This window comes from Alphaproteobacteria bacterium, assembly GCA_030680745.1.
Lineage (GTDB): Bacteria > Pseudomonadota > Alphaproteobacteria > JAUXUR01 > JAUXUR01 > JAUXUR01.
Map to the genome: position 1 here is coordinate 52,952 of JAUXUR010000059.1, position 24,016 is coordinate 76,967.

General features: G+C 35.9%; 21 protein-coding genes. 12 read left to right on the forward strand and 9 right to left on the reverse strand.

The window, feature by feature from the left end:
* Window positions 1-592: 592 nt before the first annotated feature.
* The 7 genes from Q8L85_06770 to Q8L85_06800 form a co-directional block, all read right to left on the reverse strand.
* Window positions 593-1,273, reverse strand: a complete 681-nt coding sequence (locus Q8L85_06770) for a hypothetical protein (GenBank protein ID MDP1724388.1) — start codon at window positions 1,271-1,273, stop codon at window positions 593-595.
* 250 nt (window positions 1,274-1,523) lie between these two features.
* Complete coding sequence (locus tag Q8L85_06775; GenBank protein ID MDP1724389.1) at window positions 1,524-3,146, reverse strand: peptide ABC transporter substrate-binding protein; 1,623 nt, start codon at window positions 3,144-3,146, stop codon at window positions 1,524-1,526.
* A gap of 73 nt (window positions 3,147-3,219) precedes the next feature.
* The gene (locus Q8L85_06780; GenBank protein MDP1724390.1) at window positions 3,220-5,298 is read right to left on the reverse strand and encodes a YjbH domain-containing protein; all 2,079 of its coding nucleotides are present in this window, start codon (window positions 5,296-5,298) and stop codon (window positions 3,220-3,222) included.
* A gap of 128 nt (window positions 5,299-5,426) precedes the next feature.
* Window positions 5,427-6,332, reverse strand: coding sequence for a hypothetical protein (locus Q8L85_06785; protein ID MDP1724391.1), 906 nt, complete (start codon window positions 6,330-6,332; stop codon window positions 5,427-5,429).
* 312 nt (window positions 6,333-6,644) lie between these two features.
* Entirely contained in the window at window positions 6,645-7,424 is a 780-nt protein-coding gene (locus Q8L85_06790; protein MDP1724392.1) for a hypothetical protein, read from the reverse strand.
* 112 nt (window positions 7,425-7,536) lie between these two features.
* Window positions 7,537-8,073 carry a gamma carbonic anhydrase family protein gene (locus Q8L85_06795; GenBank protein ID MDP1724393.1) on the reverse strand — a complete coding sequence of 179 codons (537 nt, stop codon included), beginning with the start codon at window positions 8,071-8,073 and terminating at the stop codon, window positions 7,537-7,539.
* Between the two features lie 375 nt (window positions 8,074-8,448).
* A complete protein-coding gene (locus tag Q8L85_06800) occupies window positions 8,449-10,278 on the reverse strand; it encodes an alpha/beta fold hydrolase (GenBank protein MDP1724394.1) in 1,830 nt (609 codons plus the stop codon).
* Between the two features lie 263 nt (window positions 10,279-10,541).
* Between Q8L85_06800 and phaR the strand changes: the two genes are divergently transcribed.
* The 11 genes from phaR (at window position 10,542) to Q8L85_06855 (ending at window position 22,000) form a co-directional block, all read left to right on the forward strand.
* The gene (phaR, locus tag Q8L85_06805) at window positions 10,542-11,111 is read left to right on the forward strand and encodes a polyhydroxyalkanoate synthesis repressor PhaR (GenBank protein MDP1724395.1); all 570 of its coding nucleotides are present in this window, start codon (window positions 10,542-10,544) and stop codon (window positions 11,109-11,111) included.
* Window positions 11,112-11,167: 56 nt separating this feature from the next.
* The gene (locus Q8L85_06810) at window positions 11,168-12,118 is read left to right on the forward strand and encodes an ATP-binding cassette domain-containing protein (protein MDP1724396.1); all 951 of its coding nucleotides are present in this window, start codon (window positions 11,168-11,170) and stop codon (window positions 12,116-12,118) included.
* Window positions 12,119-12,130: 12 nt separating this feature from the next.
* Window positions 12,131-12,856 (forward strand): ABC transporter permease subunit, encoded by a 726-nt coding sequence (locus Q8L85_06815; protein ID MDP1724397.1) that lies wholly within the window; start codon window positions 12,131-12,133, stop codon window positions 12,854-12,856.
* Window positions 12,857-12,866: 10 nt separating this feature from the next.
* Window positions 12,867-14,780, forward strand: coding sequence for a Gldg family protein (locus tag Q8L85_06820; protein ID MDP1724398.1), 1,914 nt, complete (start codon window positions 12,867-12,869; stop codon window positions 14,778-14,780).
* A 17-nt stretch (window positions 14,781-14,797) separates the two neighbouring features.
* Complete coding sequence (locus Q8L85_06825) at window positions 14,798-15,952, forward strand: DUF4340 domain-containing protein (protein MDP1724399.1); 1,155 nt, start codon at window positions 14,798-14,800, stop codon at window positions 15,950-15,952.
* 561 nt (window positions 15,953-16,513) lie between these two features.
* A complete protein-coding gene (locus tag Q8L85_06830) occupies window positions 16,514-16,840 on the forward strand; it encodes a hypothetical protein (GenBank protein MDP1724400.1) in 327 nt (108 codons plus the stop codon).
* A 60-nt stretch (window positions 16,841-16,900) separates the two neighbouring features.
* Complete coding sequence (locus Q8L85_06835; protein MDP1724401.1) at window positions 16,901-18,064, forward strand: hypothetical protein; 1,164 nt, start codon at window positions 16,901-16,903, stop codon at window positions 18,062-18,064.
* Between the two features lie 194 nt (window positions 18,065-18,258).
* A complete protein-coding gene (locus tag Q8L85_06840) occupies window positions 18,259-19,359 on the forward strand; it encodes a hypothetical protein (GenBank protein MDP1724402.1) in 1,101 nt (366 codons plus the stop codon).
* 56 nt (window positions 19,360-19,415) lie between these two features.
* The gene (gene acs / locus Q8L85_06845; protein ID MDP1724403.1) at window positions 19,416-21,356 is read left to right on the forward strand and encodes an acetate--CoA ligase; all 1,941 of its coding nucleotides are present in this window, start codon (window positions 19,416-19,418) and stop codon (window positions 21,354-21,356) included.
* 133 nt (window positions 21,357-21,489) lie between these two features.
* Entirely contained in the window at window positions 21,490-21,693 is a 204-nt protein-coding gene (gene rpsU, locus Q8L85_06850) for a 30S ribosomal protein S21 (protein MDP1724404.1), read from the forward strand.
* A 124-nt stretch (window positions 21,694-21,817) separates the two neighbouring features.
* Window positions 21,818-22,000 (forward strand): hypothetical protein, encoded by a 183-nt coding sequence (locus tag Q8L85_06855; protein ID MDP1724405.1) that lies wholly within the window; start codon window positions 21,818-21,820, stop codon window positions 21,998-22,000.
* Between the two features lie 333 nt (window positions 22,001-22,333).
* On the opposite strand, the gene Q8L85_06860 is transcribed toward Q8L85_06855, so the two are convergent.
* On the reverse strand, window positions 22,334-22,723 hold the full coding sequence (locus Q8L85_06860) for a DUF983 domain-containing protein (protein MDP1724406.1): 390 nt from the start codon (window positions 22,721-22,723) through the stop codon (window positions 22,334-22,336).
* A gap of 285 nt (window positions 22,724-23,008) precedes the next feature.
* On the opposite strand from Q8L85_06860, the gene Q8L85_06865 reads away from it, so the two are divergent.
* Entirely contained in the window at window positions 23,009-23,245 is a 237-nt protein-coding gene (locus Q8L85_06865) for a hypothetical protein (protein ID MDP1724407.1), read from the forward strand.
* A gap of 177 nt (window positions 23,246-23,422) precedes the next feature.
* Here Q8L85_06865 and Q8L85_06870 read toward each other — a convergent pair whose 3' ends face one another.
* Window positions 23,423-23,995 carry a YqgE/AlgH family protein gene (locus tag Q8L85_06870; protein ID MDP1724408.1) on the reverse strand — a complete coding sequence of 191 codons (573 nt, stop codon included), beginning with the start codon at window positions 23,993-23,995 and terminating at the stop codon, window positions 23,423-23,425.
* Between the last annotated feature and the right edge of the window lie 21 nt (window positions 23,996-24,016).

A 24,016-nucleotide genomic window follows, 5' to 3' on the forward strand; every position in this document is an offset into this window, starting at 1 on the left:
TTTAATATAATTTATGATATCTCAATTCAATTTACGGAGCAGTTTTTACAGTCATGTTCGAAATTTTTTCCACTACCATTGTTTCCCTGGACATGCTGAAGCAAAGCTTCATGCGTAGATCCAGGGTCCAGATTAAAATGCATGCTCGTTAGAGCATGTCTTTGTTTTTTAAACATTTAGCCATGATCTTCGATCATGATTATTTCTGGACCCTGGATCCGCATTCGAGCCCTTTGGGCTCTCATTGGTCCAGGGAAACAGTGGGGTATGCTTTGAGAATTAAGACTTGTCGTACTTATGGGTAATGATATGGTCGTGACTTGATCGCGGGATCCATAAAACTTATTGAAAATTAACGATTATGTCTATCATTTTATTTTTTTAGCATGGACCCCGCGGGTCTTGGCGCGGGGCGTATCAGGGGGTGTGGACAATGCAAGTCGAATTCTCAACATGTTTTAGATTTGTTTAAAGCAATGAACGACTGTAGTGTTTTCGCTTTTGGTTAAGAGAAGGAATGAGGAGCTGCGTGTAGTCTCATTCTACATGAGGTGTGCTTACGCTCTATTAACAGTGGAAAGCGCTCTATTGCTTATCCACGTTTCCATGGACCGCCATACCATAATTGTGGACGTGCACCATCATAAGCTTGTTTGCGTGCTTCTTTTTTGAAGTCTTTTTGTTCATATAAAGTTGTAGTGCTTTCTTTATTCGCGTTTGCTTTTTCGAGCGTTTTTTGATCTTCTTTTGCAGTTTTTTTATCAATAGATTCAGGTATTTTGTTTTCTTTTTTGTATTTTTCTTCGTTTGTCGAAATTATTTTTTTGTCTTCATTTTTTGTATTTGTATCGCTTGTTGTTGTCGTTTGGGATGATGCTTCAGTCTTTTTAATGTCTTTTTTCTGCGTTTGGTCAGTTGAGGTTTTTTTGACTTTATCATTTGTTGTGGTTGTAGTTGTTGTTGTAACAATTGATGTATTTGAAGTAACTGATTTAGGCATTGTGGTTGTTTTTTTACCCATGGCTTCATCAAGGTTACGTTTATAAGTGTTGAGCACATTCGAGGAAACACCATTTGCACTTCTACTTTGTCGTGGTTGTTGATGAATATTATTGGTTTTGTAAAGTGGTTCTAGATGATTGCTTAGATGTGGGTCGAGCGGTGTAAGTGGATCTGATTGCGTATAGGCAATGGGTGCTCCATATGCTTCAACATATAATAAATTGTGTGATGAGAGTACAATAAATGCAAGTAAAGAATATTTTCTGATCATCTTAAAACTCCTTTGTATCACTTAAATATAATTTTATATGTTAAATATTAAGAATACGTTAAGGCGTTATTTAGATGATTAGATATGTTTTGATGTTTTTTGAGAAATTAATTTATTATGTGTGGAGGTAATTTACTATGAATGTGAGCCTGGAAATAAAATTGTTGAAAAATAAAATTAAAAGTGGCCCAAATTTTAAAATGGGCCAGCCTTAAAAGGCTATATTTACTTATGAAAAATTAAAGCTCTTTTATTTTACAATATCCAAGTCTTTTGAATAAAATATATCCAAAAGATTTGACCCACCAATGCCATAGCCTTTAACCCAAGGTTTAACAAGTCTAGCTGTAACGCGATTATAAATGGGAATCAGTGGGGCATCTTCAAGCAATATTTTTTCAGCCTGACCAAATATTTCGGCACGTTTTTCTAAATCAACGCTCATGGAGGCTTGTTCTAAAAGAGCGTCATATTGAGGTGAATTATAACCAGTGTGATTAACACCTGAATCCGATTTAAAAATTTCTAAAAAAGTAAGAGGGTCATTATAATCGCCAGCCCAACCGCTACGATACATTTCAATGTTTTTGCCCTCTGATCGTTCTTGTAAGAAGACTTTCCATTCTAAATTACGCAAAGTGACTTCGATGCCTGGGAAAGCATGTTTCCACATATCGATGATTGCCAAGGCAACTTTTTTATGATTTTCGTCTGTATTATACGAAAATTCGAATTTGAGGGGATTTTTAAGATTGTACCCTGCTTTTTCATAAAGTTCTTTAGCGCGTTTAAGACGATCTTCCGTGCTGAGCGCTTGAAAAGAAAGGGATGCGGGTTTTGCGTTTGCGGTCATGGGTGGCACAAAACCATAGGCTGGAATTTCGCCAGCAAGTGTAATGTGATTTACAATTTTTTCACGATCAATAACCATAGATAAAGCTTCACGAAGATCTTTATTTGTACCTAATGGCGACTTTCTCAGGTTAATCCCATAATAATAATTGCTTAAATAAGGATGTATTTTAAGATCTTTGACAAGATCTTTGTCACGTTTGATAAATTGTATTTTTTCAGCTTGAACTTCATAAGTTAAATCAAGCTGCCCTGCACGATAATTTTTAAGTGTTGTATTTTGTTCTTCCGTTGTAAAATATTGTACTTTATCCAATTTTACATTCGTTTGATCCCAATAATGAGGATTTTTACTGAGCATAATGTAATCTTGGGGGCGCCATTCGGTGAGCATAAAAGCACCATTAGACACCATTTTACCAGGTTTTGTAACCTCATTTTTATATTGTTCTAAGGCACCCTTGTGGAAAGGAAAGAAGGAATAATGTAATAAAGAATTTAAGAAATAACCTGTTGGTGCTTTAAGGGTGACTTGAAGTGTTTGGGCGTCAAGTGCTTTTACACCTAAGGCATTTAGATCTTTATTTTCGCCTTTTGAAATTTCATGTGCATTAAGAACAGGATTAAGTATAAAAGCATAAGTAGACGCGGTTTTGGGGTCAAGCAAATGTTGCCAAGCAAATACAAAATCATGAGCCGTAACAGGATCGCCATTCGACCAATTCCCGCGAATATCATGGAAGGTATAAATTTTACCTGTTTCGTCAATTTCCCATCTTTGTGCAGCGCCTGGAATAATTTTGCCATTTTGATCGCAGTTTACAAGGCCTTCATAAAGATCACGTAAAAGCATATTGGAAGGGACGTCTGACGCACGTGCTATATAAAGAGATTGTGGCTCTGTACTATTACTGCGTCTTAAAATTTTTTCATTTTTAATGTCAGGATTAGCATTTAATGTGGTTGTAAAGTCAACGAAGGTTAAAAAACAAATTAAGCTTATTGCAAGTTTTTTGAGCATATTATATTCCGATCTAGAGTGTTCTATAACATTAAATCATAGCAAGTTTGCATTCTTCTGCAAGCAAAAACTGTTATTTTAGGAAAGAATGACTATTTTTTTCGAGACGATTCTTGCTATAAGGAGATGTTAATTTATAAAGACGGTTCGAAACATAAACACGTTGTCCACCATCTTTACTTAAGGGGCGAAGATTATAATCGAATTCTTGACGTGTTGATCCGCCCAATATCCATTCAAGCGGTATTTTGATCCAAAGTCCTTTATCGAACCTTGTTTCATCATATTTTTTGCGATTGATATTAGTTAAAGTTCCAAAAACACCGATTTCAACACCCGTTTTAAAACGTTTAGCAATTTCTAGCGTCCCACCCCAATCTTTGGCGAGATAGCGCCCTAAATGAAGGTGCGTTTCGATATCCCAAAAAGGTAAATCTGTATAAAAACTTGCATGTCCATTTGTTACATTATATTTTTGAAATTCAAAACGTTGGTTAAATGTACGTTGCCATACATGATTCATTTCTATCCCAAAGGCAAAATTACGATCATAGGGTCTATAAAGGAATTCTTGACTTATGCCCCCAAACATTTGCTCAAAATAACCAATGGATGTGCGTGCAAATAAAGAAGAATTAAGTTGAAATAATTTATCAAATTGAAGATGTGTTAAATTTTGACGACCATGTTTCACGTAACTTTTTATATCGCTGCGTACGCGATGTCCCTGATGAGGTGATTCAATTTTAAGATTATCCAGATCATTTAACAGCGTTATACCAATTTCAGCGGCCCCTAAAAAACCATAACCAAATTCAATCTGCGTGCCAATACCAGCACCAATATCAAGTCTTATAGGTTTGTTTTGATCAAAAAGGCTTTGTCTGATTTTGGGTAAAATGTATGGACTAAAAATCGGATATAGATTTCGATTTTTGATAAGATTTGTGGGCAGTTCTGAAGGCACATCACTTGGAAAAAGATGTGGCCATATTTCTTCGATTGAAGATTGACCTTGTACTACTTTTTCAAGTGCTTCTCTTTTTACAATGATTTTTTGAAGATGCAGATTTTTGTCGCTTTGGATGAGTTCAAAAAAATGAATGCGGTTGGGGGCTATTTGTGTAAGCGTGCGTGCAAGACGTCCTAATGCTTGAGTTTGAAGTCGATATAAAGTGTTTTCAAAAACAACAGTAATTTTTGAATTGCCTAAATAAAGAGATTCAATTTTGAATCCTTTTTGAGTTAAAAAAGCGATTATTTGTTGTGCATTTATTTCCTCTTTTTGTATTAGAGGGTTATTGTTGAAGGTTTCAGATCTTGCTTTGATCATGGGAGGTGGGGTTGGACGCGTTAAAGTGGGTAGGTTTTTATTCACATTAGTTAGCAATGAAAGACCTGCCATCCATTGATGACCATTTTCAAAGCCTGTGGATAATTGAAGCCAGGAAAAGGGTTGATAGGAAAGACCAATATTCACAGGTAATTTATGCGCGTATCGTGCTAGTTTTTTTGAAATATTGTGATCGCCAATAGCTTCAATTTTTAAGTTTAAGCCTTTGATGGGTGTTGCATATTCAATGCCTGCAAAAGGAATAATATGCGTATGCCGTTTTAGATTTTTTTGAAATATTTCGGGTGGATTGTAGGTACGTATAAATTTATGGGGATTTTTATAAAGATTATGTAATCCATAATGCCCCCAGATAAAACCCAAAGTGAAGTCCAAATCGTAATAACGTTTTGAAAGGGCTCCATAAAAACCTCTTAATTGAGGCGTGCCTAATCCATCAATAAAGCCCAAAGATGTTTCAGGGATAAAGGCTGATTCTTTGAAGAAACGTATTTTAGCGTCTAAATTACGATTATTGTCGTGTTTTTTGATTTTCCATAAATCTTGCGTGTTTGTATAATGAATGCTGCTTTGAAGCCAAGAAAAAGGCTGAATCATGAGATAGGATATAAAATTGGGATAAGCATAATTGCCACCCATCGAAACTACACCTTCTTCATGCATCCGTGCATTAGGGAGTTCAATAAGGCCTGTTTGTCCATTTCTGGACAAAGAAGGGGTGAATTCACCTTGATATGCAATAAGTGAAAAGGGCATAAGATTTATTAGCAATGAGATTGATAAGCGTATTTTTTTCATTGATGTGTTTGTTTTGCAATGATTTAGTTTAGAGTCACACTAGAGTAAGTTCTGCGAAGTTACAAGATGGATTTTATAAATGTGAACACGCGTTTAAAGCCCCCATATTGGTGGGGGCTTTGTTTTAATTAAAGTCGACTGCGTGATTTAAATGGATTCTCACCCCATTCATTTTTTAGTACGTCTGATGATGCTTCATATCCAATCTGGATTAACTTAAGCGTTTCTTCGTTTAATTTGTTAAAACCACGATAAAGGCCGCATGCAAATATTGTTTTAAAATACTCGGAATCAGGATTTGTAAAATCCTCTTCGGAAAAAAATCTATATTCCATTTCAGCGTTAGCACCGTTAAGGAGTGCGATGAGAAGCAATTTTTTTCTCTCTATAACTGGATATTGAGGTAAATCTTTATCATTTATATACATAAATTGTTCTTTTAACATAGGAACTGCTTTGTTAAAATTAATATTTTTTTGTGCTAATAATTCTATAATGCTGTAACGTTGGAAGTGATCCCAATTGTAGCATCCAAAATGTGCTGGATTGAGTGCTGCATGTGCTAATGTATTGTTTTCATCGAATCCTGCATTCCAAAATTTTTCAGATTTAATCGGTATCATGACTTTTAAAAATTTTTTTGTGCGTCTTAAATCTCCATGTGCTATCGATAGAATAAGTGGGTTAACATTAAATTTGTCATTTTCTAATTGATAAAAATCATTTGGTATATCTTTTTTACCGCGATGATATTTGCTTGAAATGGGTGTTGAAATAATACTTAATTTTTCTTTATCAGTTTCTTCTTTGACAATTAATCTTTGTTCTTCAGTAATATTTTCTTTTTTTATTTCATTAATGAGCTTTCGTTCTACGTCATCGAAGGCTTGTTCAGTTAATGTCAAAATTGTTTCAATGATCATATTTTTTTCATGCTTTGCGTGACTATTTGTGATTGTGCTGAAAAATAAGAACATGCCTAAAAATGATGTAATTAGCTTTGAGGTGAGCGTGGGTCTAAACTTATTTTTCATTATAAAATCCTTACGATGATAGTTATTGTTATTAAATAACGCTATATTCGTATTTTTTTTAAATTTATTGCTATATGAGGAAGAAAAAATTATGGTTTGTTGCTACAAGGCATCAAAAATGTAGTATTTTTTTTTATCAATCTACGGGATAATTTTTCTTTTCATGCTAAAAACTTGCCTGCACACTTTTGTTTTCCTGAACTCGTTGCTACGCTTCTCGCTTGTTCAGGGAAACGGCTGGATATTTGCAGGTTTTAGCAAAGGTTGTTTTTTGTCCCGTAGATTGAGTTTTTATAAAGTATTGTTGATATTTTAAGCAGCTTCTAAACTTGCTCTTAGTGCATTCTTAAGTTTTTCATGTCCTTCTTGGAAGGCTGCATATATTTCTGGATTTAAATTGTCATAGCCGTATATTTCGCCATATACGTGCATTATGTGAAAGCTTTTTGTTCGGGGTGCTTTAAGTCTACTATATTCAATAAAAGATGCATCATTTTGTGGATGTTGCGCATCAAAAAGTGCTGCTATTTCAGTTATTTTTTGTTTTTGTGTTGTGTATTTTTTGTCTAAATATTGAAGCTCATTATAGGCAGTTTCTGGTGTTATATTGAAATGAATTTTTTTATTTATCAAAAGTTGGACGATAGCATAACGATCCAATGAATTTAATTCATCGTCACTTATAAAACTTTCAGCATCTATAGCGACGTCCGCGAGTGTATATGGTTCTTGTTTATCAGAATCGGAATCATAAACGGAAACCCATAAATTTTCATCGTTCACATTGTCGATAATTTCTAAAAATTTTGTTACACGACGTATATCGCCATTTCCAATCGCTAAAGCTAAGGCATTAATATTGTTGTTGTTTTGTTCGAATACAAAATTAAATTTGCTTGAAATAATCTTTATTTTTTCTTCAGTTGTTGCGGCTCTATCAAAATTAGCCTCTTTCACTTGTAAAATATATTCAATAATATTATTGTTGTTGTTTTCAGCATGAATATTGAATATTGCGCTAAAAATTAGCCACATTCCTGAAAGTATAATGATCAGATTTTTATTGAGGGAAGAGAAAAGGTTTTTTTTCATCGTAAAACTCCTTATTGCGACACACAATAATTTATTATCCTCTTTTTATTTTTTTTGTACAAATGATAAATTTTTCATTTTTTTAGGTAATTTGCGATTGAGGTGTATATTGTTATTCTTTAAAATAATCCAAATATTGTTGTGCTAAATTTTGATAATGTTTGGCGGAATGTGAAATATGTAAGGATTCAGCTTCGGTTAAAAAACGCATGAATTTTGCGGGGCTGCCAGCCCATAATTCACCTTTAGGAATGCGTTTGCCGGGCGTTACAAGTGCTCCTGCTGCAATCATGGCACCTTTTTCAACATAGACTTTATCGAGTAGAGTTGCACCCATTCCAATGAAACACTCATCTTCCAATGTGCAATCATGCAAAAGCGCTGCGTGTCCTATGGTTACGTTTTGACCAATATGAGTGCCGAGTCCACCCGTGGTTACATGAATGATTGTGCCATCTTGGATATTGGTGCCTTCACCCACCGAAATTTCATGGACGTCGCCGCGTAAAACGCAATTGAACCATATGTTTGCATGATCACCAATAGTGACTTTACCGATGATTTGCGCAGTAGGTGCTAAGAAAACATTTTCACCAATATTTGGATATATATTTTTGTAAGGAAGGATAAGCGCTTCATTTTTTTTCATTTATTGTCTTTCGTAATGATGTATTTAAATTTGACATGATCTGCGATCATGCATTTTAATCTGGACCCTGGATCTATAGTTGTTTAACTTCATAAGGATACATCGTCATTCCTTGCTCACGTATGAAGAATACGCATCGCGCGTCATTTCTTGTCTGCTTATAAAGTTAAACAACTATACGTATGAAGTTGCGCTTCAACTTGTCCAGGGAAACAAGAGTGTTTGTTTATCTAATTAGTGCATTCATTCTTAAATGAAACTCGCTGCTGTGAGACGAGTGATAGAAGGTTCGGCACGGAAGACCGGAGTGTATCCTTATATACATGAGGATCTGAGTACCGAAACGACGCATCAATCGACCGCAGCAGTAGAGTTTTAATGTTGGAGGACATATGTCCCCGGCGCATCCATCAACGCCGGATATCCTTTTTCAGGCGCCCCCATTCTGGGTAAATCATGTGGACCTTCAGAATGTTTATTTAACCATTCTGCAAAGGGAATCCACCAAGATCCTTCTTGAGTTGGGGTTAAGTTTTTCCAAGCTTCGGGTTCTATATATGTATGATTGTTTTTAGCCCTGACCGATAAACGATAACTTCTTTTTCGGTGTCCTGATTTTGTTATAGGCGGGCTTACAATACCTGCATTATGACCACCTGTTGTGAGTAAAAATGTAATTTCAGGAAAAGTATAAGCATGTATTTTGTAAACTGATTTCCAGGGGGCGACATGGTCTCGTTCTGCGCCAACAACAAAAAGGGGCGTTTTTATTTGTGATAAAGTAATAGGTTTTCCGTCAGTCAAATAATTTCCTGACGCGAGCGCATTATTAAGAATGATATCACGTAAATATTCAGAATGCATTTTAAAGGGCATACGTGTTGGGTCGGCGTTCCAGGCTAAAAGATCGAAGCCCTTTTCCCTTTTGCCCATTAGATATTGGTGAATCATTTTTGACCATAATAAATCATTTGATCTTAAAAGCTGAAAGGCGCCAGCCATTTGTTTTGTGCTTAGATAGCCTTGATCCCACATGATGTCTTCAAGGTAAGTGATTTGGGATTCATCTATAAATAGTTTAAGTTCGGCCGCTTCATCAAAATCAGCTTGGGAGGCAAGTAAGGTGATTGTTTTGAATCGATGATCGTTGTCTCGTTCAAGGGTTGATGCGGCAATACTTAATAATGTGCCGCCAATACAATAACCAATGCCATGGACGCGTTGATGTGGTACAATTGTTTCAACTGCTTTGAGCGCGTCAAGAACGCCTAATTTTCGATAATCTTCAAAACTTAAATCGCGGTCATCATGATGCGGGTTTTTCCAGGAAATCATGAAAACGGTATAGCCTTGATCGCGTAAGAACCGAACAAGGGAATTATCTTCAGATAAATCAAGAATATAATATTTCATAATCCAAGCGGGCACTATTAATATAGGTTCTGCCTTAACTTTTTCAGTTGTGGGTGCATATTGGATAAGTTCGATTAATTTGTTTCGATATACAATTTTGCCAGGTGTGATTGCAAGATTCAAACCAACTTTAAAATCATCTGTTTCAATAGGGGGTTTACCTGAAACCTTTCTTTCACGATCTTCTAAAAAGTTTAAAAACCCGGTGATAAGATTGGTGCCAGCTTGGCGATACGTTTCTTCAAGAATTTCAGGGTTTGTTGCAATAAAATTAGAGGGTGCAAAAACATCCATTAATTGGCGTGCTGAAAAAGAAACAACTTCTTCATGGTGACGTGTGACGCCTCTTACATCATTAGTTGCTGCATGCATCCATTGTTGGCCGAGTAAAAAGCTTTGATGAATCCAATTGAAAGGCCAATTTTGCCAAGATTTATCTTTGAAGCGTGTATCATTGGCTAAAGGTTTTATGCAAGGATCAGCATCTTTATTAGAAATAGAATGTAAACAATAAATGAAAAATCGATAATATTTGCGTAGGGCTTTTTCGGTAAGTTCATTTCGTTTGCCAGGGGAATTCGCTAAATGTAAGGTCCAATCAAGCCAGGCAAGGCTTAAAGAAATAGGTGAAATGCTTAACGTTGATCTTCCTTGCAAGGCATGTATATAACGATCAAGGCTACGCATTCCCAAAGCAGGGGAATTCTCTTCATGTTTATTAAAATCCTCGTCGCAAGGATAAGCACTTGGAGAAGGTTGGGGTGAAAAAAATTGTGGTGGGTTGGGTTGCATTTTTCTTCCCTTAAAAATTCTTAATAGATCTCTTTTGAAACTCTACTACTGTGGTCGATTGATGTGTCGTTTCAGTACTCAGTTCCTCATGTATATAAGGATACACTTGGGTCTTCCGTGCTGAAGCTCCTATCACTCGCCTCACATTAGCGTGTTTCGAAAGAAATCTAATTCTTAACAAGAGTGTAGGCATTTTTTTTAAAGATGCCTAGTCATAAAAGAAACTTTCCTGTAATGTTGATTAAAATCAGTATGAGGAAAATATGGGTGAGGAAAAACTGGTTATCCCGGTTAAAATCAAAAAATATACGAATAGAAGACTTTATAACACCGCCACCAGCGCCTACATTACCCTTGATGATTTAGCTGAGATGATCAAGCTTGGCCAAGAATTTGTCGTCCATGATGCAAAATCTGGTGATGATATAACACGTCATGTTCTTACTCAAATTATTTTAGAAAAAGAAGGTGGTGCTCAAAGTCTTTTGCCCATTGCTTTTTTACGAGGCCTCATTAAATTTTATGATAATAAAAGCCATGATGCGCTTTCAAATTATCTTGATGTCACGATGCAAGCTTTTATGCAAAACCAAAACGTTGTTAAGGATTATATGAACAATACGTTCAAAGGTATGTATAAATTCATGGATGTACATCAAATACGAAAAAAAAATCAGGATGTATTTGCTCAATTAATGACATTTTTTGGCTTGCCAAAAAAAGAGACCTTAGAAGTTGAATTACCTAATCTGGTTCAACTAAAAGAAGAAATAGATGCATTGCAGCAAAAGCTCGCGCAAATAAGTGCAATGCAAACACATAAAACTATTTGAAATTTTTACGAATTTGGTAAAGATAATGTCATACTGAATATCTTTAGGAGGATTACATGGACTGCCTCATTGAGCTTAAGAACTTAGTAAAATATTTTGATACAATTAAAGCAGTTGATGATATCTCTTTTAATGTGCAAAGAGGTGAAGTCCTAGGGTTTTTAGGGCCAAATGGTGCTGGAAAATCAACAACCATGAAAATGGCGACAGGATTTTTATTGCCAACATCAGGGACCGCCAAAATAATGGGCTATGATGTTACTGAAAAACCTATTCAAGCGCGACGTAAAATGGGGTACTTGCCTGAAGGTGCGCCGGCTTATGGTGATATGACGCCTTATGAGTTTCTAACTTTTGTAGCTGAAGCGCGCGGTCTTAAGGGAAATGAAATTGAACGAAATATTAAAATTGTAACTGAAAAAACGCATATCGGATCTGTGCTTAAGCAACAAATTGAAACGCTTTCAAAAGGGTTTAGACGCCGTGTAGGTCTTGCACAAGCGCTTATCCATGATCCTGACGTGTTGATTTTAGATGAACCGACTGATGGTTTGGATCCTAATCAAAAATATGAAGTGCGCAAATTGATTCAAGAAATGGCGAAAGATAAGGCCATTATTATTTCTACTCATATTTTGGAAGAAGTTGAAGCTGTGTGTACGCGCGCAATTATTATTTCGCAAGGCAAAATTACAGCGGATGAAACGCCTGATTCTTTAAAAGCACGTTCAGAACGTCATAATGCGATTTATGTAACAGTCAAAAATGATTCAGCAACGATTGCTCGCACAACCTTCATGCAATTTGATACAGTGAAACGTGTCGAAAAATGTTCGGAAAATGAATCACATGTTGAATATATTATTATCCCTAAAAAGGGATTTAATTTGTTAGATCAAGTGAGTACCATTGTGCGTGAACGTGGTTGGGCAGCAGGTGAATTACGCGTTGAACATGGTCATCTTGATGATGTGTTCCGTCAGATTACCTCCAAGACATTGTCTTAAAGGGAGAAAGTTATGTTTGTTGTTTTTAAAAGAGAGCTTAAAAGCTATTTTGCAACCCCACTTGCAGCAATTTTTATCATCATTTTTTTGGTGATGGCAGGTATTTTTACTTTTTTCTTAGGCGATTTTTTCGCTTGGGGTCAAGCTGATCTTCATGCTTTTTTCATGTTTCATCCTTGGTTGTATTTGTTTTTTATTCCTGCTATTGCGATGCGATTATGGGCCGATGAGCGTAAAACGGGAACAATTGAAATTTTGTTAACGTTGCCTTTAACTGTGACGCAAGTCGTGATGGGTAAGTTTCTAGCTGCCTGGGTATTTACGGGGTGCGCGCTTTTATTAACTTTTCCCATGTGGATTAGTGTTAATATTTTAGGTGATCCTGATAACGGGGTGATATTGACAAGTTATATTGGTAGTTTCTTGATGGCAGGCGCTTTTGTAGCCATTGGTTCGTGCATTTCGGCAATTTCAAAAAGCCAGGTGATTGCTTTTGTGATTTCAGCCACTTTATGTTTTATTTTTGTAGCTATTGGTTCACCTTTAATTCTTAATTTTGCAGGGGATTGGATGCCAAAGTTTGCATTAGATACAATATCAGGGTTTAGTTTCCATAATCATTTTGATTCACTTACACGCGGCGTTATTGATTTAAGCGATGGTATCTTTTTTGTGTCAATGATGGCCTTGTTTATCTTTATTAATGTTGCACTCGTCGATCTTAAAAAAGCGGCTTAGGGAGTTTAGAATGTCACTCAATATTAGTTCGATTCATAAATCCCGCTTTGTCATCGGTATTGTTGCAGCTATAGTTCTTTTTATTGCGACAAACATTTTGTTTAATTATTTTTTAACAAATGCAAGGCTCGATTTAACAGAGAATAAATTGTATACCCTTTCAGAAGGCATGCGCAAAACAATTGAAAAAATTGATGAGCCGATTACATTACGTTTATATTTTTCTGATAAATTACAACGCGCCGTACCAACTTTCGGTGTGTATGGAACGCGTGTAAAAGACTTCCTAACAGAAATTGCTGATTTGTCAAAAGGTAAGGTTAAGCTTCGTGTCTTGGATCCAGAACCATTTTCAGAAGTTGAAGATGAAGCAGTAGGCCTTGGGTTGCAAGGTGTGCCCATAGATAATGCAGGGACAAAAGTTTATTTTGGTCTAGTTGGCACCAATATGCTGGATACAAAAGAAATAATTCCATTTTTTCAACCAGATAAAGAAAAATTTTTGGAATATGATTTAGCGCGCTTGGTAGGTAATTTAGCGAATCCAAAACGTAAAGTGGTTGGTATTTTAAGCTCTATTGCGCTTGAGCAACCAGCTCAAGGGCAAATGCCATGGATGATTGTGAATCAAATTCGTGAAACCTTTATTACGCGTACCCTCTTCAATCCTTTAAAAGAGATTGAAGATGACGTTGATATATTGATGCTCGTTCATCCTGTTGATTTACCAGATGATACGTTGTATGCGATTGATCAATATTTATTGCGCGGTGGTAAAATGATTGCTTTTGTTGATCCGCATTCTGATTATAATGCGATGCAAGCAGGGCCACCTAATCCTTATGCACCACCACAACCCGATGCACCAAAATTATCCTCTGATTTATATAAATTATTTGATCATTGGGGGATTGAACTGGAGCCACAAAAAGTTGTGGGTGATATAGCCTTAGCCCAAAAAGTGAATATGGGTGCACAAGGGGAAATGAATGTTATTCAATATCTTCCTTGGATTAAACTTACAAAGAATAATTTTAATAAAGAAGATTTGGTTACTTCTGATCTTAAAACGATCAATATGGCAAGTGCAGGTCATTTGAAAAAACTTGAGAAATCAAATCTTGAATTTACGCCTTTGATGACATCGTCAACTGAATCTGCGTTGATTGATACGAAAGAATTAAAGGGACAGCCTGATCCTGAAAAATTGTTGAAAAATTTTGTCCCAAGTGGTGAAAAATATAATTTGGCGGCAAGGTTGCGTGGTAAAATAACGACTTTATTTCCTGATGGCAAACCTAAGAAAGCAGAAAACGCACAAGCATCAACACCAGATGAACAACATTCAGATAAACCTTTTGTAAAAGAAGGTACTTTGAATGCTATTATTGTGGCTGATACTGATTTCTTGGAAAACAGATTTTGGGTTCAAGTACAAAATTTCTTTGGTCAACCCTTGATGACGTCACTTGCTAATAATGCTGATTTTGTTATTAACGCATTGGATAATTTATCTGGCAGTAACGAGCTTATAAGTTTAAGAAGCCGTGGTCTTTCAGCACGTCCTTTCACCCTTGTTCAAAAATTACAAGATGAGGCTGAGAAAAACTATAAAGCGCAAGCAGAAGCGTTGCGTGCTAAATTGATTCAGGCGGAGCGTCAAATAGCTGATCTTCAAAGTGCTGATGGAGATGGTAAAATTTTATCGCATGAACAACAATCTGCTATTGAAAATTTCAGACAAGAAGCTGTTGTTGTAAGGCGAGAATTACGTAAAGTACAACTTGCTTTAAGGCAGGATATTAGGTCACTTGAAAAATGGGTTGAATTCTTAAATATTGGATTTATTCCACTTTTAGTCTTTATTTTTGCAATATTTTTTGGCGTTCTTCGTGCTAGGCGTCAACATGCAAAAACAGCGTAACGAAAAGGGCAATTATTATGAGAACTAGAACCCTCTTTGTCGTCATTGTAGTTATGATTTTTGTGGCAGGTGCTGCTTATTACGCTGTTAAGCAGCGTAATGATGAAAGCACAGTGCATTTTGAGACGGGACGTTTTTATCCTGATTTAAAAGACAAATTAAATGATATTGATGCGATAGAAATAATAGCGCCTGATGTAAATATTAAGCTTGCGCGCAAAAATGATCTTTGGGTTGTGCCTGATAAATTTAATTATCCCGCGGATTTTAAAAATATTAAGCGTAACTTAACAGCGTTGTCAGAACTTGTTAAAGCAGAAGCTAAAACGCGTAAAAAAGACTATTTTCCTAATTTGGGTGTTGATGAAATTAAAAAAGATGCAAAGGGCCTAAAATTTATTGTGAGTGTTGGTGCCAATCATCTTGTCGACCTTTACATTGGAACACATGTACCTGGCATTCAAGACGGTTACTTTGTGCGTTCTGAGGGCGATGATCAAGTTTGGCTTGCGCGCGGCAACATTAAAATAAACCCAGATTTAAAAGAATGGTTGCAAAGCGATATTATGTCGGTGGATAAAAACCGAATGGCATCTATGCATTTTACACCTTCGGAAGGTGAAGAATTTAATATTTGGCGTGATGATGCGAAGAAAACATCGTTTCAAATGCAACCTGTGCCTGAAGGGCGTAAAATTAAATCGCCTTACACGGTCGATATGATTGCAAAAGGATTAACAGATTTAAGTTTTGCTGATGTCTTGCCGAAGGATCGCGTTAATTTTCAAGAAAAACCAATCGTCACCTATAAAACTTTTGATGGTCTTTATATAGAAATATTTTTAGGCAAAGCTCATAAAAAAGAAGGTGATGCTGAAATTGAAGCAAAATCAAGTAAAGATTTTTTAAATAAAGCGCCAGGCGGTAAAGCCGAAAGCAATGAATGGGTGTTTTTTAAAGCAAGCTTTGATGCACAGCAGCATGATAAGTTTAAAGATACGCATAAAGGCAATAAAGAAGGTGTTGAAGAGGAAGTTAAAAAGGTGAACACGAAACTTTCTCCTTGGGCGTATCATTTGCCAAGTTACAAATTAGAGATTTTGAAACGTAATTTGGATTCAATGCTTGAGCCTGTGAAAAAAGAAGATGGGGATAGTAAGTTTAAAAAATAGATATGAAAATTTGGATGTGTTGTATGAATCTTATAACGCGAACTCGAAAATTAACACATTGAAAAACAAAAATCTTTCGTCATTGCGAGCGGCTTTGCCGCGTGGCAATTCACAAAAAAACACTTAAAATTGATAAATATTGATTTTAGGACTGGATTACCATGCAGCTTTTGGCTGTTCGTGATGACGAAACCTCTTATTTTAACATGTAATTCAAACATCGTGGCCTTCCTTTTAATTCCCGAGTTCGTATTTTATAGTATAGTAAAAGTGACTTGGGTTGATACATCGTCGCTGCCGCTCTCATGTAGGAAGGACTACACTTCGACGTAGCTCATTGTCTGAATCTTAAGTCACTTTAATATATAACAAGCTTGATTCTTGACTCATTGAAATGTGTAACATAATAGTCAATCAGCTATAAAATGATACGAATTGATGTAGTCATATGACTTTGGGTTGATACATCGAACCATATGATTATATATAAAAAATATTGCATTCTTTAATTGGGTATAGTATCAAAATTATACCAATTATTAATATGTTCTGAGGATTGCTATGAAAAAATTATGTTTTTTTAGTGTGTTGACTTTTTTTTTAATGACAACACAATCGTTTGCAGGTGGTAATGAAGATTACAAAGCTTCACGCGATTTGGTAGCAAATATGCCTGGTTATCTAAATTTGCCATATCAATATTTTGTTTATCTAGATAAAGCTGCACAAAAAGGTCATGCGGAAGCACTCGAAGAATTAAAAAGATATGCTAGGGGCATCAATAAGCCTGAAAATAAAAATATTTTTTGGGGTGAAGATTTAGAAGTGCATAAGAAAATCATGAAAATTTTTTTTAAATACGGATTGAAGGTACTAGAAGTTAATTGATTGTTAATCTTTTTAGGTACTGGTTAACTATTTTATAATTACACTTAGAAAGAAAACAAAATGACACCAAGATTTAAAATATTATCAAGTTTACTATTTGTTTTTACACTTTTTCTATCAGATATGGCTTTTGCTTCTCAGCAAATAGTTGTTTATCGTGATTTTGGTCATAAGGGTGATGAAAATCAAGTGAATGGCGTTTTACGAGCATTTGCAAAAATTGCAGGCGACATAGATGTTAAAGAATTTAATATGGGCCAAGAAAGTGATTTGCGTTTTTATGTTAATACATTACAAAGTAATGTTGACAAAAAACCTATTATTCTTGCTGTTGGTGAAAAAACAGTAAATTCTTTTTCTGAAATGTTGCCTTTTGTAGATACAATTTCTGTTCATTTATGCCATATGGTGACTTCGGATCATCCAAAGCTTGTTGGAAAAGTAGATTTTATGGCGCTTCCAATTCATGCAATTGATCATTTTGATCAAACGATTGCAGGAACTAAAACACAACTAATAAAAACAATTGGTGTTTCACATAATCGTCAGATTGAAACAATAGAACAAATTTATCAAGCAAACAAAAATAAGATCTCAAAAAATGGTCCTTATTTGGGAATCATACTTGGCGGTGATGCGCCAACACCAGAGGGGAAAATTCAATTATTTACAGAAGAAAATGTGCGTCATTTGGCAAATTATGTTGCTGATATGCGTCAAGATCGTCATTTATTGATCATCAATGGTCCAAGAACTGGCAAACACGATGCTCAATTACAAGAAATTAAAACCTCACATCGTGATGGTCAAAAAGATTTTGTAACCCAAGCCTTTGTCGATGAGCTTTCAAAACGAAAAATTTCTGAAGACCAATATACATTATTCGATTTCCAATTTAATGTGCCGAATAATGATATGGATCTTGTATTGGGTGCTTTAAGACAAACGCAATCTTCTGTTTTGGTGCCCGGTGAATCAACATCGTCTATTTCTGAATGTATCGATGTTTTACATCCAAATGCTGTAAGTGTTTATTGTAACACTGCCATGAATTTGGTTCATGGAGCCCATGTAAAAAGCGAGATGGACGCAAATCGTATTAAATTATTATCATTGGATTTAAAGGAAGTGCATGATGATTATAAGATTGATGTGCAACCTGTAAGTTCTGCTGCAGAAACAATAGCATCTGCTCTTTATAAAAAAGTTACTGCAGCTGAATAAAATTTTCTTCAAGTAGAATTAGTTGAAATGGTATATATTTCATGATATATACCATTTTTTTTATCTAGATTTTTAGATTAAACAATCTTTTTTGTATAAAAATTCGATCACCTAAATATTTATCTATGGACATAAAAATTTAAATTCTTCACACTTTATGATACGAAATAATATAAATTTGATAGGTGTTTAAAATGCGTTTATGGTTTTATTTGTTGTGCATTTTTATTTTTTTTGAAGCAAATGCAGCTTTTTTTGAGGAAAAAGCGGGACAAGAAATAAGTATGTTGCCCCCAGATTATGTTTTTCCAATGTTAAGGGGTGTTTCGTTTGATCCGCTTGCATATTACACGAAAGATTTTGACGATGATGGTCATGTAACAAAATTATTTTTCAGTGATCATTGTTTTGATAATGTGAGAAATTTTGAAGAATTTGAATCTTTTAAGCATGTTGAGGGTTTTTATTTTAAGAATTGCAATTTTTCCTCTGTGGCCTTTGATGAAATTTTAGAAATGATGTCTAATAATTGTGAGCACATACGTTTTGTGGGTTTTAGTCATATTTCGCTTAAATCTTCAGAAATTACGAACCTTATGAATTTATTAGCAAAATGCCCATGTCTTGTAGCCATTCGATTTGTGAATAATGGATTGTCTAAGGATGATATTCAAAAGCTTGCTTCAGTTCTTAAGACAAAAAAGATGAAAAAAATTGTGTTGGAAGAAAATTTAAGCGATCAATCGACTAAGGCGCTTATTGGAATATTAAAAGATCAAACAGATTTAGAACATCTCTCAATTTCTTGGGGGCGTCAATGGGATTATTTGTCGTTAAATGAAAAATTGTGTGTAACGCCTGGATGTTTTGTAAATTTTATATCGTGTTTACATGCTTTGCCGTTGAAGGTTTTAAAACTAAAATGTCAGGGGCTTTATGATAGTTTTGATTTTAATTCGATTGTGCCTTATTTGGTTGCTTATTTACGTTCGACAATTGCTCAAACTCATTTAGTGCAATTTAGTTTTTTGACGTCTTCTCAAAATTATTTTCCTTATAAAGCGCAGGAAATAACGTATTTGCCTTTTAATGAAATGGCAAGCCAAGGGATACTCGAAGCTTTACCGCCAGAATTAAGGATACTAAAACTTAGTTGGTTATGTTTTAATGGACGCACGTCTTCTATTGTGAATCACATATTATCCAAAAACAAAGTTGAGTATTTGAAATTAAAAGGCGTAAGATCGGATGTACCGTTTTTTTATGGTAATCATACGAATAAATATACAAAATAAGAACCGATCATCTATAATTGATAAAAAACATCATTGCCAATCCGAAAGGTACTAAAATGTCTCCCGAATCTTGTTTTAATCCGCATCAAGCATTCCAAGAAAAAGCACATTTAAAATTGAATGATTATAACAAAAAATATGATGATTCAGTGCAAGATCCTGATGCTTTTTGGGCAAAAGAGGCTGCACGTATCGATTGGATAAAGCCTTTTTCAAAAGTAAAAAATACAAGTTTTGAAGATCCTATTTCTATTAAATGGTATGAAGATGGGACGTTAAATGTGGCTTATAATTGCCTTGATCGCCATCTTCAAAATTGTCCAGATAAAATCGCTATTATTTGGGAGGGGGATGATCCTAAAATTTCACGCTCGATTACGTATCAAGAGCTTTATCATCATACCTGTCGCTTTGCCAATGTACTTAAAGATTTGGGTGTTCAAAAAGGTGATCGTGTCGTTCTTTATATGCCAATGATTCCTGAAACTGCTTTTGCAATGCTTGCATGCGCGCGTATTGGTGCGGTGCATTCCGTTGTTTTTGGTGGATTTTCACCAGAAGCTTTGAAGGGACGCATTCACGATTGCATGCCTAAAGTTGTGATCACAGCTGATGAAGGATTACGTGGCGGTAAACATATTCCCTTAAAAGTAAATGTTGATAAGGCCTTGGAAGGTAATAAAGATGTTGAAAAAGTTTTAGTTGTTAAGCGCACTGGAACGCCTGTTGCTTGGCATGAACATCGAGATCTATGGGTACACGAGCTACTTGAAAAAGCACCATCTGAAGCGCCATGCGCTGAAATGAGTGCTGAGGATCCTTTATTTATTTTATATACGTCAGGGTCGACAGGCAAGCCGAAAGGTGTGTTGCATACAAGTGGGGGATATCTTGTATATGCAGCGATGACACATCATTATGTTTTTGATCATCAAGAGGATGACATCTTTTTTTGCACAGCCGATCTTGGGTGGGTAACAGGGCATTCTTATGTGCTTTACGGTCCATTATGTAATGGTGCAACGACAATCATGTTTGAAGGTATTCCTACTTACCCTGATGCTTCTCGTTTTTGGCAGATTATTGATAAGCATAAAGTGAGTCTTTTTTATACAGCACCAACAGCTATTAGGGCTTTAATGCGTGAAGGTAATGATTTTGTGCAAAAGACCAAAAGAAGTTCGTTGCGTGTTTTAGGATCGGTGGGGGAGCCGATTAATCCTGAGGCATGGCTTTGGTACCATGAAATTGTAGGCGAGGGGAGATGTCCTATTGTTGACACATGGTGGCAAACTGAAACAGGCGGCATTTTAATTTCGCCAATACCTGGGGCAATTTCAACAAAACCAGGATCGGCGACTTTGCCCTTTTTTGGGATAAAACCGGAAATTGTTGATGTTCAAGGCAATGTTCTTGATGGCGCTGCTGAAGGCGCACTTTGTATAGCAGATTCTTGGCCTGGGCAGATGCGTTCTTTATATAAAAATCATAAACGTTTTGTTGAATCCTATTTTTCAACTTTTAAAGGTAAATATTTTACAGGTGATGGTGCAAGACGTGATGAAGATGGCTATTATTGGATCACGGGACGTATTGATGACGTGATTAATGTGTCTGGGCATCGCTTGGGAACAGCTGAGATTGAATCGGCGCTCGTCAATCATCAATCGGTGGCCGAAGCAGCTGTTGTAGGTTACCCGCATGATATTAAGGGGCAAGGCATTTATGCTTATGTCATTTTGAAAACACCTTTTGTTGGGTCTGTTGCACTTAGGCAAGAGCTTATTCAGATGGTGCGCACACAAATTGGGCCGATTGCGACGCCTGATTTGTTGCAATTCGTACCGAATTTACCCAAAACGAGATCAGGTAAAATCATGCGTCGTTTGTTGCGGAAGATTGCAGCCTTTGATTTGAGTGATCTAGGAGATACATCAACCCTGTCAGATCCACAAATTATTGATATCCTTATTGCAGATCGAAGCAAAGTTGCGTAAGGTAGGCCTCATTCAGTTATGGATTGACCATAAAGGTGGCTAGTTGCTAATCTTTTGCTTTACAGAAGGTGATATGATATGCTAGTTATCTTACTTTGTAATGCGTCTATTGAAAGGAGCGTTTGTTAGAACCGTGCTTGTACATGTTTATGATAATAATGTTGACCAGGCCCTGCGCACTTTAAAGAAAAAGTTGCAGCGCGAGGGTGTGTTCCGTGAAATGAAGCTTCGTCGTAATTTTGAGAAGCCATCCCAAAAAAGAGCACGTGAAAAAGCTGAGGCTGTTAGACGCTATCGCAAATTAATGCGTAAACGTTTACAACGTGAAGGCTTCTAAAGAGCTCGGGAAACTGAGCCTTTTTATTTAGCTTAGATATTACGTTTTTGACTTTAGTTAATTTTTTTTGATTATTAGAGGTTCTGCAAAGGCCTCTTAATATTTATTTGAAAGACTAAAATATATGTCAATTATAGAATTAGCCCATCAATATAACCAATTTCAATCAGACTTTGGTGCTGGTGTTCCTTTGGATTTTAATTCTTTTATTGAGGGTGCATTTTCAGCAGATTTTCAAAAGATTGCAAATGGTCAATCTCTTGTTTCTATGCGCAACGAATTGCATAATCAATTAGACTTCTTTTGAAACTCGCTAATGTGGGGCGAGTGATAGAAGATTCGGCACGGAAGACCGTAGTGTATTCTTCATACATGAGGATCTGAGTACCGAAGCGACGCATCAATCAACCACAGTAGTAGAGTTTCGAAAGAAGTCTATTGAGCAAGTTAAAGATATTGCTGGTTCTTGGACCATTGAGCCAACGAAAATTATTCCTTCAGCTGATAACAAAGAATGCACAATTCGGTATTTTATTGATATTGAAAAAGTGGGCAAATTTGATGTATTTGCTGTCTTGTCTTCTTCAAATGGACAGAATATTGATCAGATTAATGAAATTTATTATCAAATATAATTCGTTCAACTCTTCGTTTTAATTGTATTTTGCATATTACGCCAAATCATCCCAATAAATAATCCTTTAGCGCGTGGTAAAATAATAAGCGAAAGAATGGCGGCCAAACTGGGCCATAATGTCATCGACACCCATTCAGGCCACGTAGCATTGGGTTCATAGATAAGAAGTAATGGGGCAAGAATATGTCCAACTAAAATGATGCTTAGCCAAGCAGGACCGTCTTCAGCTTTTATATGTGCATAAGATTCGTTGCAATGATGACATTCGTCAATTTGACTAATATAGTTTTTTAAAAGCCGTCCCTTGCCACAATTTGGACAAAATCCTAAAAAAGAACGACGCACAACTTGCCATAAATCTATTGGATTATGATTAATCTTTTGCTCTGTCATGGCAAGGTCCTTTTCTGGGAAATATATTTACTCTAGCATATACTTCTCTTCTTTCAAACTGTGGAGGGCGTCAGATTTCGGGATTCGCAATGCTCATGTATGAAGAATACACTCCGCTTGTCTCACCACTCATCTTTCTACCCACATTTTGAAATAATTCGAGTATAGACATTAATTTTATAAAACCTATGGAGATAAATAATCCTATCAATAAGGCAGTTTCAAGATTTTTTTTTGATAAAAATTAATAATATTGCTATTATGATAATAAGGAGATGAATTGTTATGAACAAAGAAATTCAAGAAAGAAAGAAATTTACAAGTGAAGTGAATGTATTGTTGCTTGAAAAAATGTATCTTATTGCTGCAAAAGAAGGTCGTCAATTTCAAGCTGTTTTAGAAGAAGCATTTGATCTTTATATTCGATCTAAAATTAATTTTTTTCCCCGTCAAATTGTAGCAGCTCATTTTAAAGCAAGTATTGAACGCAATAAAAAATTGGGCGAACGTCTTGCAAAATGATATGAATTTTTAAGATTACATAAATCGTAGTTTCCAGACCCCTCAGCATTAATTAACCAGATTATGCGGTAAAGTCTAGAAAAGGTGAGAACCGGCACGGAGTGTACTTAAGTACAGGAGTACCGGAAGCGAAGACTTGACGACGAATTTACCCATAGGTTGGGTAATTAGTATAACTCAGGCATGTCCTACATCTTCAGATAACATATGCACATCAAAGCCTAGACGTTTGAAGGCTTCGTTCCATTTATTTTGAATATCAGTATCAAAAATAATGCTTGGATCCCCAGGAACGCTGACCCAGCCATTGGCATGGAGCTCTTCGTCCAATTGACCTGGTCCCCAACCTGCATAGCCTAAAGCCAAAATACATTTTGTGGGTCCTTTGCCTTGTGCCATTGAATCCAGTGTTTCAAGAGTTGCTGATAATCCAAAATCTTTGTTAATGTGTAATGTTGAATCATGTGTGTAATCATTACTGTGTAAGACAAAACCACGATTGGCTTCAACAGGGCCACCATAATGAATGGGTACTTTTTTATCGTCTGCATCATCACTGCCAAGATGAAGCTCGTTTAAAAGCTGAGAAAAAGTAATAAAATCAACGTGACGATTGATAACGATGCCCATGGCACCTTCTTCATTATGAACACAAATATAAATTACAGATTTCACAAAGCGAGGATCACCCATTTGCGGTGTTGCAATTAAAAGCCTGCCTGTTAAAAATTTTTCTGAGCTGTAATCCATTTGGGTTCTCCCTAAATTTTA